This window comes from Actinomyces qiguomingii, from assembly GCF_004102025.1.
GTDB classification, from domain to species: domain Bacteria; phylum Actinomycetota; class Actinomycetes; order Actinomycetales; family Actinomycetaceae; genus Actinomyces; species Actinomyces qiguomingii.
The window spans coordinates 517,921-531,702 of the sequence record NZ_CP025228.1; the positions used below are offsets into that span (position 1 = coordinate 517,921).

Consider the following 13,782-nt stretch of genomic DNA (forward strand, 5'->3'; position numbering starts at 1 on the left):
TTCGGCTGACGGGACGGGGCGGTCGGGTGCACACTCGGATGGTCCGCGCCTGCCGCCTTCCCCTAGGCGGGTGCGCCCGGCAGCAACGCGACCCCATCAGGCGGTCAGAGAGGACCTGACATGACTCTGCTCGTTCACATCGTCGGCGAGGGCGACCTGGGCAGTGACATCCTCAAGCTCAGAGGGGAACAGCGCGAGCAGGCCAGGCATGCCGGTGTCGCGGCGCTGCGGAAGGCCGCCGCGGGCATTGAGGGCGGTGCTGCCAGAGCCCCGGCCGAGGCTGTCGGCCTTCTGCTCTACGGTGCGGTGGCCGCAGATCACGGGAGCCGGTTCGAGTGGACTCCGTTGGCCCTGGAACTGGGGGCGATCCAGGCCGAGGGCCGCGGTGGGCAGGTCCATGTGCTGTTGTTGGGTAGCAACTCCGGCTACGGCGCCACGGCCGACATCGCCGAGGTGCTCGCCGAACTCCTGCGCCAAGACGAAGTCCGCGCGGCCCTGCGTGGCCGGTATGGGTTGGAGATCGCCGTCGAACTCCAAACCGACGGCAACCTGAGCGAAAAGGTCGGCCGTGGCGATCTCAGCAGTTGGGTCGAGTCGGCATACGGCGCTGCTGCGGACCGTCCCGTGGTGGTGTCCATGATCGGTGGGGCCACCATGATGTGCCTGAGCGCCATGGGCGTGGTGGACCAGCTCGGCTACGACTGGCGCCTGGCGGTCGCCGGCAGTCCCGACGACGACGCGGCGCGCCTGATCCGTCGCGGTCACCACGGTGACGCGCCCTTCTACTGGCTGCGCGCCCTGGGCTACCTGGAGCAGGCCGCCCAGTGGGCCCGCCAGCACGGCCGAGAGGAACTGATCGATGAGGAGCACACGCGGCTACTGCGTGATCTCCAGACGGTGCTCGGCGGCGCAGGGCAGGAGAGGGGAGAGGCGTCGGCCGCGGCCACCGATGAGCAGTTCGCCGCGCTGGTGGCGGTGGAGATGACCCGGGCGGACAACGGCGCCGGCCTGGCCGTGCGCGCCTGGGTGGAGAAGCACTATGAGGCCCTGCTGGCCGAGGAGAACGCAGGGCGCGCCCAGGACGATCAGATCAGTAGCGTGTTCAAGCGCCTGCCGGGCAAGGAACTGGGCAAGGTGCTGGGCCTGGTCCGCGACGAGCCTCAGGAGGAGGAGTCCACTTCCGCCGAGTGGCTCCTCGGAACAGGTGATCGCCTGCGGCCGGTTGGCAACCGCGCCGTCCACGATGCAGCGGCGCCGACGGCGTCCGACTTGGCCGCGGTCGAACGGGTTCCCGAGCTGTGGGGGCGAGTGCCGTCCTGGATGCACTGGCCCGGACGCGGGCGAGTCCTCTACATCTGCGGCATGGGTGATCGGTATCGACCGCCGTCGGTGATCGAGCGCGTCATGGAGGCCGGGCCGGATGAGGAGTTCAGGCGCGCCGTGCCCGGCGGGATGCTCGAGGGCGGCGGTGTTGGCGACGTCGATTTCCTCCTGCTGCACTCATCCGATCCGGGTTCGAAGGAGACGGCGGTTAAGACCCGCGACTCCGCGCTTGCGGCGAAGAGGCCAGGGGACACCTCCGCGCCCGGGGTGGACATTATCGACTACGGAGGAGCTGAGAGTCATGGTTTCGCGCCGGTTGACGACTTGGCCGGCGAAGTGAGTGCGATGGTTCGCGAAGTGCTCAATACCAAGCGGCCCTCCGTCGTCGCCATCGTGGCATCGGGGCAGAAGGCGGTCGCGATCGGCGTCCTTGAGGCGGCCCAGGAATGGTGCGCCAAGCGGGCGGTCCCGCTGTTCGTGCAGACCTCGGTGCAGCAGGGGCAGAGAATCCGGCGCTCGGAGATGCAGTTCCACCGCATCGCCCTGCACAACGACGCCGAGGCGGCGCTGCGAGCCGCAGCCGCGGCGAGCCTGTCCGGCCTGAACCTGCTCAGTGCCGTGCGGGTGCTCAGCGCCGGCGACCAGGACATGGATGTGTGGGCCCAGGCCTGTGATGAGCTGCGAGAGGAGTATCTGAAGGCGGTCAACGCCAAGGATCCCGATGCCCATGCGGGTGTGCTGCTGTCGGTGATGGAAACCGTCCGCGCGCTGTGCCTGGAAGCAGAAGGTGACGTGGACCCGCACCTGGTGGTCGTTGCCGCCGAGGCGGTCAACTTCCCGAGAAGAGGAAAGAAGGCGGCCGAAACGCTGTTCCGGGAGCGCTATGCCTGGCAGGACCAGGAGACCCACTGCGGCCCGCCGAACAGGATCGAGGAATGCAGTCGTGGAGACCTGCTCCGGCTTCTGTACGAGGTAAGGAACGAAGTGCGTCTTACTCACGGAGACAGTCGGGTCGACGATGCCGTGCGGGAGGTGATGGCTCGGCGGTCCATCACGGTCGACGCCGATTTCTACTACCTGGACCTGCTCAAGCACGCCATCGCCGCGGTGAGAGAAGGTGCCGAATCCTTGCAGATCGATATTGACCCGGCGTGGGCCGAGCGGTTCTGTGCGCTGCTGGACTGGGCGGAGGGACGCTCATGAAGTGGGCAACGCACATCACCCTGATCAACCTCACCCCGCACGACGTGGTCCTACACCTGGACGGCGGGCTGCTGCGGCTGCCGGGGGCCGACGTCGTGCCCCGGCTGCTGCTATCGGAGGGGCGGCAGGAGACCCTCACCGTCTACGACCCCGAGCATCCCGGCGATGCTGCCGGTGCGCGGCAGGTGCCGATCGCCGTCGGCGCCACCTGGCTCGGAATCGACCCGCCCCTGCCCGCACCGCAGCCCGGCACGGTTTACGTGACCAGCCGGGTGGTGGCCGAGCACTTCCCGCAGCGCACCGACCTGGTATGGCCCGATGATCTGATCCGCGACGGCGACGGGCAGGTGGTCGGCGCCCGCCGCCTGGGGTGCCTGCCGCGACCGGTCGACGACGCCGCGCAGGGCGACGACGCCGCGCAGGGCGATCTGGATGGGCGCCGTCGCCGGGCGGAGGACGGCCAATGACTAACGGCGCGCCGCTGCCCGGAACGGGGCGGCCGGAACCCGAACGGTCGGAGTCGGAACGGCTGGAGTCGGAACGGCTGGAGTCGGAACGGCCGGGCTTGCAGCCGCAGCGCCCGGGCTCGAAGCGACAGTTACCCGAGCCCTCGCGCACCGGCTTCATCCACTTGAAGGACCCCGATGAGATGCGCGTGGCCCTGATGTGGGAGGTCGAGGTGATTCGCAGCTGGGGTGAGGCCTTCAAACATTGGGACGCCAAGGCCCTGAGCTTCCGTGCCCGGGACCGCGGCGGCACCCTGCGCCAGGCCTACCGGGGCAGACGGGCCGCCTACTTCCACCCGGAAGTGGCCGACCGGTTGCTGGGCGGCGGCCGGGACTGCCGCAACCGGCCGCTGGGTGCGGACAATCGCCGCTCCCTGTTGCTTCAGGAACTGGTTGAACACACAGCCGACGGTAAGGCGGTGCTGCGCATCGGCGCCCTGGAGGTGCTGCGGGTGTCTGATGGAGACGGACCAGGGACGGCGATCCTGGTGGTGCACGCCGTCGTCCCCCGCAGCGCTGCCGTCCCCCGCAACGCCGCCGGGTCTCGCAGCACCGCCGGGTCTCGCAGCACCGCCGGGTCTCGCAGCACCGCCGGGCCAGCTAATGAGGGCTCCGAGGCGGCTGACGGCGAGACCACCGGGCAGACGTTGGAAGCCGCCTGCGGGCGGACACCCGATGAGCGCGCCTACGAGCGCTTCCACAACGCCGTCGGGAACCCGAACCGCCTGACCGCCCTGTGCCGGACGATCAACAGGCTGCTGGCCCGCCCCGAAGTGTGCGGCCCGGCGCAGGCGACCCTGGTGGCCGAGCGCACCGAGCGGAGGACCTGGTATGCCGCCCCGCTGTTCACCCTGACCTGGGTGCCCCGGGAGGTGAGCCGGCGGTGGGTTCCGGAGCCCGGGGAGACCCCCGAGACGCTGGGGCGCCGGGTAGAGGTGCCGGTGGCATCCGAACTGCTGCACGACCTGCGTCGGGCTACCGCCGGAACCCCGCCAAGCGAGAGGCTGCCGCTGCCGGTGCTCACGGCGACGGGTTGGCAGTGGGGGAGCCTGCCCTCACCCACGGGCTTCGAACTGGGGGAGGAGCGTTATGCGCGGGCCCGGGAGAATGTGCACGTGCTGTCCCAGAGCTGGGCGGTGAGCGTGTGGGAGCACGGTGCCGCCTACCTGCCGCGGCAGGCCGATGCCTTCCTCCTGGAGGCCATGCTCAAGATGTGCTCCACAGACCTGGACGTGTACCTGCTGGTGGTTCTGGAGCGGCTGCGCGTGCGCGCACTGTCACAGGCTCTCGCGGTCACCGCCCAAGAGCTGCGGGAGGCGACCAGGATGATCAGTAGCCGAGATGACCCGGATGCTGTTGCCGCGCGCCTGGACACCGTTATCACCCGGGCTATCGGCCTTGACGGGGACGCCGTCGCCTTCCTCGCCTCCGAGTGGTGGACCGACGTCACCCGGCACCGGCAGGCCGACATGGTGCTGGGATGGATGCAGCAGGTGGGCGGGCTGGACCGGGCGGTTGAGCAAGCGGTGCAGCAGGCGCGCTTGCTACAGGAGAGCGTGCAGACTCTGATCGAACGGCAGGAGCACGTCGCCGACAGGGAGCGGCAGGAGCGCGACCGCCGGCAGGAGGAGCTGGCACGTGAGCAGCAAAAGTCCGCCCGCGCCATGGAGCGAGCGGTCGGCATTCTCACCTTCGTGGGCATGCCGCTGTCGATTCTGCTGGAGATCTGGATCAATTGGGACACAGCGGGTGCGGGCGAGCGCAGTATGAGGTGGTGGATTTGGATCGTCGGCGTTATCACCGTTGCCAGCGTTGTGGGCCTGGTCGTGGCGCGAGTGTTCAAGGTCAGGTTCGGGCCGCGGCGAAGGCGCAAGGCGGTGTGGGGTCGTGCCGGTGTCCGCCGCCTGGGAACCGGCCCGCACATAACAGGCCGCGCCGACCTGGCTCGACTCATCCGGCATCGGATACACGTGAACAATGAGGACTCTATGATCACCATCATTCACCCGGTCGGGCAGGGAGAACTCGGCACCGACATCGTCGAGCTGCAAGCAGATGAACGTCTGCACGCCCAGGAGGCCCGGCAGAAGGAGCTGCGCCAGCAGCTGGCTGAGGCCGACCCCGAGGCGCTGTTGAATAGGCTGCGGAACATGCCTCCGGGAAAGTACGGGCGCCCGGGGCGCTTTGAACGCACCCCGCTGGCGCTGGTGCTGGAGGCGCTGCGCGGCGAGGACGCCGTCGTGCGCGTAATCCTCCTGGGCACGGCCAACGGCCGCGAGGGCACCGAAACCGACGCCGCGGCCATGCTGCTGGAACAGGCCTACAACCGTCCGGACGTGAAGGCCGGGCTTGAGGAGTACTTCGGGCTCTCGTTACAGGTAGAGGCCTACCAGCATGGCGATCTTTTCGAGCGGAAGTGTGTGGCCGGGCTGCGCCAGTGGCTGGAGGACGATGACTCTCTCCGGGGAGGGAAGGTCATTGTCTCCGGGATTGCGGGGGCGAGCACGGTTGTGTTAGCCGCCATGGGGATGGCCGACCAGATGGGTTTGGACTGGCGGCTCGCCGTCGCCCCGGAGGAGGGCGGGCAGCGAGCCGTGTTCCTGGACCGCGCCGCCAACCGGACCGCCCCCTTCTACTGGCTGCGATCCCTCGGATACCCCAAGCAGGCCTCCGACTGGGCCGAGACCGCGGGAGCGACATCCGTGCTGCCGGAGGGAGAGCAGCAGGCAACTGAGGCACTCGCCTCCGCCCTGGACCGCGCCCGCTACGGGGATGACAGAGAGCCGGAGGCACTCGCCGCACTGGCGGTCACCGACATGGCACGCGCCGACCATGGCGCCGGTCTGGCACTGCGGGCCTGGGCGGAACGGCACTACTGGAGCCTTTACGAGAAGGAGCAGAAACAGGCCGAGCAGCAGGGTTGCGAGCCGAGCCCTTCGCTGTGCTTCGTGAAGGACAATGGTCGACCGAAGAAACTCGGTGAGGTCATCGAAGACGCCGAGGCTGAGGTCAACCGCCTGGGGGAGGCCTGCCCCGGCTCGACGAAGTGGCTGGCCTCAGCCCGCCCACTGAACGAGCCAGCCAAACGCACCGTTCACGACGGCCAGGCGCCGTGCACCGAGGACTGGGAGGCCGTGGACAGTCAACCCGAACTCGGCCAGGCGCTGCCGGAGTGGGTGACGCGGCCGAGCCGGCGCCCAGTGCTTTACGTGTTCGGTTGTGGCACGCGCTTTCGCGGTCCAACCATCCCGGAGCGTGTGCTGCGCGAGGAGCCCGGAGACGAGCTACGGCGGGCGGTTCCCGGGGCCCTGCTGGATCGGCAAGAGTCATCCGAAGGTTTGGCCGAACTCTCCGCCCTGCCAGTCGAGTTCGTCATTCTGCACTCGGCGCATCCGGAGTCCAGGAAGACGGCCGGGCTCAACGCGCAGACCGTCGTCGCCGACGGCGTGCACCGGGAGTGGGAACTGCCCGAACCGGGCGGGAGCCTTCTGGACTACGGTGAGGGGGATTCCGGGGCCCGGGCGGTTGCGGACTCGGTGGAAAGAGTGCGTGAGCGCGTGGATGAGGTCCTGGCGCGGCGGATGCCGTCCGCCGTGGTGATCGTGGGCACCGGTGAGAAGTCCGCGGTCTACGGTGCACTCAAGGCCGCGCAGAAGTGGTGCGCGGTCAACGCCGTGCCGTTGTTTCTCCAGACCTATGTCGATGAGAGCCGGGGTGTGAAGGAGCCGGCGTCCCAGTTTCACCGGATCGCCCTGAGCGATGATGCCGAGGACGCGCTGCGGCGTGCCGCCGCCATCAGCCTGCGCAGCCTCAACCTGCTTAGCGCGGTGCGGGTGCTGGCCGCCGGTGATCGGGACATGGATGCGCTGGCGGACTGCTGCGAGGAACTTCGCCAGGCCTATGTGCGGGCGCGGCAGGCGGACAGGCTCGACGCTCACGCCGGAGTGCTTGTGGATGTACTGCGCACGGTGCGCTACCTGCTCGACGACGCCGATTGGCTCACGCAGGCGCGTCTGGTGGTGGTGGCGGCCGAGGCCGTGCATGCGCGGAGGCCGGACAAGAAGGGCACGACTCTGCTGCATGAGCCCGATACGTGTCTGAAGAGCAAGCTGCAGGAGCGAAAGACCGCCGGCACCAGGATCGATCTGTCCACGCTGAAACGCGGTGACCTGCTGCGCCTTCCCTACGAGGTTCGCGACAGACTGGTCATCACCCACGGGCAGTCCACCGTTCAGGAGGCGCTGGATCGTGCTTTGGATGATCTGCGGGTTGATGCTCCCGAGGGATTCACCTTTGCCGGCTTGCTGGACAGGCTCATCAAATGCTTGGAGCAGGATGCCGTTGGCTTTCCAGGTCTCGGCGCATTGGATGGCGCTGCGCATTGGTACTCCGACTTCGAGCAGTTGCTCCGGAAGGTCGAGGCGCAGGCCTAGGCGCGGCGGGTGCGCGGCGCAGTGCCAGGTGCGAGGCGGGTGTGCGGCGCAGCGCCAGGGGCGTGCCAGGTGCGCGGCGCAGTGCCACGGGAGTCGGTGCTGGTGGAAGCCGGTGCTGGTGGCGCCGGGCTTGTTTTCAACCCTGCCGAGTTCGGTCGTTATTACCGTCGAGTTCGGTCGTTATGACCGTCGAGTTCGGTCGTTGTGGGTTATGTGGCCATGAGTGTGTGGTGGCTGTGTTGGGACCGTTCGCTGGGTGTCTGCTGTAACTGGCTCTTCCGGTTTGAGGGTGTTGGCGGTGTTGGGCGTGGGCGCGGCTGGCTGCTGGCCTCGTACTTGGACCGCGTTACTGCGGTTGGACCGGGCTTCTGCGCTTGGACCGTCTGAGAGTGCGTTTCAGGTGGTCCAACGGCAGGCAGGTGGTCCAACGGCAGCTGGGTGGTCCGGGTGCCGGGGGTGCTTTTTGTGCTGTTGCGGTTGCCTTGGGCGTCGGCGCACGCGTGGTCAACGGCGCGCCCGGCTGGGCTGTGGGGTCGGTTCATCGTCAAAGATGTACCAGCCGATGGGACAAGGGGGCCGGGTCGGTGACCAGAGGCCCTGGCATGCTCAGCAGACCAGTGCGGTAGGCCGGCAGCCGGGAGCCAAAGTGTCCAGAATCGGCGTAAACACCCCGCCCCGTCCAGCAGGTGCCCTCAGGCTCGTTGGAATCATGCGGATCTGGCGGGAGGCGTCGGGCGGGGATCCTCGTTTGTGCCGAATCTGGACACTTCCCCCGGCCCGTTGGCCCCACCAACCGAACTCGATCGTCATATGTACCGAACTCGTTGGTTATATCGACCGAACTCGGCGAATGCGCCCTCGAACCGGAAGAGTCCTGTAACTGTGCTTGGCCGCGTATCCATGGGGCGGTGGCGCAATGGCGGGCCCTGCGCCGCGGCGGCGTCTGCACGCTCGTTTGGCGTTAGCAGGCTCTTTGCGTTTCGAAGCGTGCGAGCTGGGGTGCTAAGCCTCCAAATTCTGGACACCTTACGCCCACGCCATAAGGATTCTGCACAGTAAGACGCCCTCAACGTTCGCCAGTACCCCGCGCACCGATCTGTCCATGTCAGCGCTCCCTCAACCCGGAAGCACCGGTCGTCTATGGAGCTACTGTGTCGGGAAGGTACAGGGTGCGGTGAAGACCTCGTTGAAGCGCCACACCGGTGGCGCTGCGCAAACAAGCGGGTGGCGGCCAGGTTCCAGGCCCGGCCGCCACCCACGGTGATATTCGGTTGGCAGTGCTGGGGTAGTTAGCCGATTCGGCAGCAGCGCCAACAACTGTTCAACGGGACAGCCAGCTGCGGTGATCCTCGATCGGGCGGGAGTAGCGGCGGTTGGGCGACAGCGGGGTGACTGCCCGGACGCCGTCGGAGTTCGTGGTCCTGGTGGACTCGCCCCGGTTGGGGTCCTGCGCCTCGGGACCGGTGGTCTCGGTCGGCGCGGCGTCGTCACCGGCTCCTCCGGTGGTCTCGCCGGGCGTCTGCGTGCTCTGCTCGCTGCCGGAGTCAGTGCTCTCACCCGTGTTGGCGGCTTCGCTGGTGAAACTGGGGCGGGCAACGAAGGACAGGTCCGCCTCCAGAACCGGGTTCAGGTCGGTAATGTTGACGCCGTCGCCGGTGCCGGTGGAGTGGATCAGCTTCCCGTCGCCCAGGTAGATGGCGGCGTGGTAGACGTTGCCGAAGTAGGTGGCCTCGGTGCCCGAGCGAACCTGATCAATGCGCCCCTCGGGGTTCTGCTCGGAGAAGAACAGAATGTCGCCACGCTGGTAGTTGCCGTCGGTCTCCAGCCACAGGTCACCGTTGGCGTAGAACCAGCTGGCCAGGTTGTTGGCCCGCCAGATCTTGGAGGTGGTTGGGTCCACGCCGAAGTCGACGGCGTATCCGACCTGCGTGTTCTCGTTGGCTACGTAGGTGGTGTGCTGGTAGTCCCAGCCGAGCAGCACCATGCTCACGAAGGTTGAGCAGGTCACTCCGTAGGGTGCGGTGGTGCTGGAGTGCACCACGGTTCCAGTCAGGGGCGTTGGCCGGCTGGAGTCCCAGACGAGCTGGCTGCCCGCGTCGTAGAAGGTGTGCGCACGGGTGATGAGGTCTTCGACGGCGGCGGAGTCGGTATTGCGCGCGGGGGAGGTGGGCAGGCCTTCCGGCACCGCCCAGGTGTTATCCGCCAGTGGGACGGCGATGTTCCCCTCGATTCCGTCCGGAAGGGTGTTCGTGACGGAGAACCGCATGCCTGCGCCGTCGTCGGCGGCCTCATCGCCCGTGGTGTATACCGTGCCGGACAGGTTGGAGGCGGACATGAGATCGGCGACAGTTTCAAACTGGGAGCCGGAAGCGTTCGTGGAGACGACGGCCTGTGCCGGAGCCGTCGGAAGTATGGCGGTTACGGACAGGGTGGCGGCGGTGGCCACCCCGAAGGCGGTGATAGCACATCGGCGAAGTGACTTGCGAAGTGACAATGTTCAGGGTCTCCTGTGTGTCGGTGGAGGTATGCGCTGCGAGTGAGCCGGTTCCCCGGAGAACCAGGGCTTGAGCCGGTGCAGCTTCGGGTTCGCGCCCGATCAGCCTCCAGAACTCGGGACCGAGTGAGCGCGTGATCAACACGTTAGATGAATCCCCGGCGACGCGCCAACGGCGTGTCGCCGACCGCATGTTGGGATTAGTCACAAAACGGTGCATACGGTCCACCGCCGCAGGCGGCGCCCCTGGTCTTGGGCGGAGCTCCGTCCAAGGCCAGGGGCGCTGTTAACCGGTTTTCGGTCTTGGAGCGTGGCGGACGGGTGGTGGGCGTCTGGTCGGGGGTCGGCATGGTCGGTGGCTGGGTGTGGGATTGCTGGGAGTTGTCCGCGGCAACGGGGATGGTGATGATGGTGGTGGAGGGCGGATCCGCTGGCGGGCCTTGGCCAGGAGGCAGGGGCGGTTGTGGCCCAGCAGTGAGTGGTCGGCAAGAACAGTCGGCCGGGTCTGAAGGCGAGGTTTGAGGGCTCTTCCGGTTTGGGGTGTTGGCGGTGATGGGTGTGGGCCCGGTCGACTTCCGGCCTCGTACCTGGACCGGGTTCCTGCGGTTGGACCGGGCTTCTGCGCTTGGACCGTCTGAGAGTGCGTTTCAGGTGGTCCAACGGCAGGTAGGTGGTCCAACGGCAGGTAGGTGGTCCAACGGCAGCCAGGTGGTCCAACGGCGGCTAGGCGGTCCATCCGCAGCCAGGTGTTCCACGGCAGCCAGACGGTCTGGGTGCGGGGTGTTGGCTCGGGCTGGTGCGGTTGCCTTGGACGCCGGCGCACCCGCGGTCAACGGTCAAGATGCCCTAGACCTAGGGCGCGGACGTCGCCGGCATGGCCGGCAGGTGGGCCCGGCCTGGCTGTGGGCCGGGCTGGGCCGCACGCCCGGCTGGGGTGCGGGCCCGGTTCGTCATCAAAGGCGTCCCAGCCGATCGGACAAGGGGGCCGGGTCGGCGACCAGAGGCCCCGGCCGGCCCACCGCATCAGTACGGTAGGCCGGCGCCTGGGAGCCAAAGTGTCCAGAATCGGCACAAACACCCCGCCCATCCCAGCGCACGCTCTCAGACTCGTTGGAATCATGCGGATCTGGCGGGCGGCGTCGAGCGGGGGATCCTCGTTGTGCCGAACCTGGACACTTCCTCCGCCCCGCCGAGCCCACCAACCGAACTCGTTGGTTATATCGACCGAACTCGATCGTCATATCTACCGAACTCGATCGTCATATCTACCGAACTCGATCGTCATATCTACCGAACTCGATGGTTATTTCGACCGAACTCGGCGAATGTGCCCTCAAACCGGAGGAGTCCCGAGCGCTTGCAATCAAACTTGGGTGCTCATGAAGAATCGCGCCAGGGGTGGTCGTTGCCTCTATGAATGGCCTTTCTCTTTGGGGGTAGGTGAGGTGCTATTAGGGTGCTGGCGAAGTCTTTCGCGGTGATGACGCATCAGCGACTCGACCCCTTCGATCTTCGTGAGTCTTTCCATTGCTCGATCCAGTTCTGGGCTCGGAAGGAAAGCCTTGAACAGTTCCCTGGTCCCGTGGCGTAATAGTCGCCTTTGGGTCTTTTTGCTTGACGTGCGATAGTTGTTGTCAAGGCTGGATGAATTCTTCTTGAGGTATGCGCGTAGGCGAAATGCTTCAACTTGCGACGAGGCGGCGAGGAGCCTGGCTACTAAGAGGTACAGGAATGCGGCGACGCAAATAATGAAGGTGACCCAGAATGACCGCGATGTGGAATGGCAGGGGGAATGTCGGTACGTGTTCCATGCTCCGAAAATGACTGCGACGAATGCTGCCGCTGCGGCTGCGAGGCGCGCTCGAGACTGACCTTCGGTAGTTATTAGGTGCTCCTGTGGGGTGGTCAGGTATATGGTCATCAGTGGGGGTATTAGGGTGATGAAGTCCAGGCGTGAGCCGCTGAGATGATTGCCGCCGGGGCCCCAGGCGATAAACAGCAGCACGGCTGTGAGTGCTAGGGTGAACAATGCTGGCACTATGACCCGGTGTCTGTCCGGTATTAGAGTCACATCGACTGTCCAGGGAAGGTAATCAGTGTAGTCGTCGGTGTCGTTGGTCTTGTCGGCTTTAGGGGAGCGGCCTTCGTCTGTTGTGTTGGTATCGTCGACAGAGACTTCGATGTCGGGGGCGGCGCGGGCGTTCTCGATGTCTTGCTCGAGATGTTTGAGGGCGGGTTGGTGTCCCAGTATCTCTAGGCGCTTCCGGTTCCGTACAAGCTCTATGGCAGGGTTGCTTTCTGCATCAGAGAGAACCGCTGGTGTGGCGGCAGGGGTGCTAGATGGGCGGATTAGGAGCGGTATCTCCTCTCCTGCATAGGAGATGGACGCCCTACCTATTTCCGTTCCCGCTGGCGCGATAAATCGAAAATGTGTCCCGCCTCGTCGGCTTTTATTGAATTGCCCTAGGCGGATCCCGTAGGCAAATGGCGTGGGTAATAGTAGGTGGCTGATGGTTGATAGTGCCTTGCGCTGTTGGCGTTCCAGCCAAGAGATCTTGATGATTTCATCGCGGCGAGGACGGGTGGATGAGTCTTCTCCCTGGAGGGCATATATGACATGTAGAGTGTATGAGCTTAGATGGTCGTTCAAGGTTGCCAGGAATTGCTCAGAGTCGGCGCGCAGGCGGATGTCGTGTGGGAGGCCTTTTATTCGGCCGATTTCGCCCACGAGATGTTTGGCCATGGCAATGCTGTCGTGGTTGGTCGTGGTCGTGAAGGTGGTTGTGCGCGTGGTCGTGGTGGTTGTTGTGGTCGTTGTGGGTGTGGTCGTGATCTTGGTCGTGGTGGTTGGTGGTGTCGTCCTGGCTGATCGAGACTCCTCTTTCTGGACGGGAGGTGCCTCCATTAGGTGCCTGTAAAACAGGGTTGCCAACTTTGGAATCCAGTCTCGGGAACCGTCGCGCACTGTTTCGGGGTTGTCTTTTGACTTGTTTCCCACAAGCAGGCCGATTAAGAGGTATGTTATAGCTTCGCAGTTCTCGTGTCTGCGAGCGATGTTGAGGTTGCGTCTGGCTGAATCGGAGGCGTCGATATCGAGGATTGGTCCCGGTGTCATCCCCGGTGAGACCGGCAGGTACAGTTTAGATGTCGCCGGCTGATAAGACTCAACGATAGTGAGCAGGCGAGTTGTGGAGACGTCCAGGGTCAGTGAACGCCGCTCAGACTGATCGTCCTCAAAAGACACGGTCTCCACCGTACGCCGCTGCCAGCTGTTCTTGTGCTGGCTCCAAAGTTCTGCCTGGATCGCGCTTCGTCTCATGAGTTCATTGAGTATCTCGGCGTTCCGACCGTTCTCTTCAACTCTGAGCGTGAGGCGGTCGGGATCGAAAAGATTCCCGTGCAGGATGGCTTTGAGGCTGGGAGGTAGGTCCTCCGCGGGGGTCCGTCGGGCGATTCGGTTGAACTGGCGGGGAAGCTTCATGGCGCGTGACGAGTGTGGTCGGGGACTTGAATCAGGGCGGTGGTGTGGCCGGCACGTGACCGGCCACACCACTCATACGATCAGGCCGCGGTCTTTAAGGTCCTCCAGCGTCATGACCTGCAGGGTCTCGTAGAAGTCGAGGGCCTTGCGGCTGGGCGGACGCTGCTGGGAGATGATTTCGATGTCGACGGGGCCGACGGAGGTCTGATTCGGCTGGGGTACGAACCCAAACCGACGGTTGGCGCGGGAGCGCTTGGAGGCGTGGTTGGCAGATGACTTGCTCATGGTGAATTTCAAATAGGTGGTCTCAGAAGTCTGTGGTGTGAGCTGTGTGGCGCCGGT

6 protein-coding genes are annotated in these 13,782 nt (G+C 65.7%); 3 read left to right on the top strand and 3 right to left on the bottom strand.

What is annotated here, in order from left to right; all coding sequences use genetic code 11:
- Nucleotides 1-120 precede the first annotated feature (120 nt).
- From CWT10_RS02100 to CWT10_RS02115, 3 genes are read left to right on the top strand one after another with little or no spacing between them, the layout of a single operon-like run.
- Complete coding sequence (locus CWT10_RS02100; RefSeq protein WP_103064253.1) at nt 121-2,526, top strand: hypothetical protein; 2,406 nt, start codon at nt 121-123, stop codon at nt 2,524-2,526.
- A complete protein-coding gene (locus CWT10_RS16935; protein ID WP_174721927.1) occupies nt 2,523-2,993 on the top strand; it encodes a hypothetical protein in 471 nt (156 codons plus the stop codon). The genes CWT10_RS02100 and CWT10_RS16935 overlap by 4 nt, the downstream gene beginning before the upstream one ends.
- Entirely contained in the window at nt 2,990-7,465 is a 4,476-nt protein-coding gene (locus CWT10_RS02115) for a hypothetical protein (protein ID WP_158247705.1), read from the top strand. The genes CWT10_RS16935 and CWT10_RS02115 overlap by 4 nt, the downstream gene beginning before the upstream one ends.
- 1,321 nt (nt 7,466-8,786) lie before the next feature.
- Here the strand turns inward: CWT10_RS02115 and CWT10_RS02120 are convergent.
- The 3 genes from CWT10_RS02120 to CWT10_RS02130 all read right to left on the bottom strand — a co-directional run bounded on the left by CWT10_RS02120 (nt 8,787) and on the right by CWT10_RS02130 (nt 13,725).
- Nucleotides 8,787-9,959, bottom strand: coding sequence for an NlpC/P60 family protein (locus CWT10_RS02120; protein WP_103064249.1), 1,173 nt, complete (start codon nt 9,957-9,959; stop codon nt 8,787-8,789).
- Nucleotides 9,960-11,370: 1,411 nt separating this feature from the next.
- Nucleotides 11,371-13,440 (bottom strand): hypothetical protein, encoded by a 2,070-nt coding sequence (locus CWT10_RS02125; protein ID WP_128683237.1) that lies wholly within the window; start codon nt 13,438-13,440, stop codon nt 11,371-11,373.
- 72 nt (nt 13,441-13,512) lie between these two features.
- On the bottom strand, nt 13,513-13,725 hold the full coding sequence (locus tag CWT10_RS02130; RefSeq protein WP_128683238.1) for a hypothetical protein: 213 nt from the start codon (nt 13,723-13,725) through the stop codon (nt 13,513-13,515).
- Nucleotides 13,726-13,782: the final 57 nt, after the last annotated feature.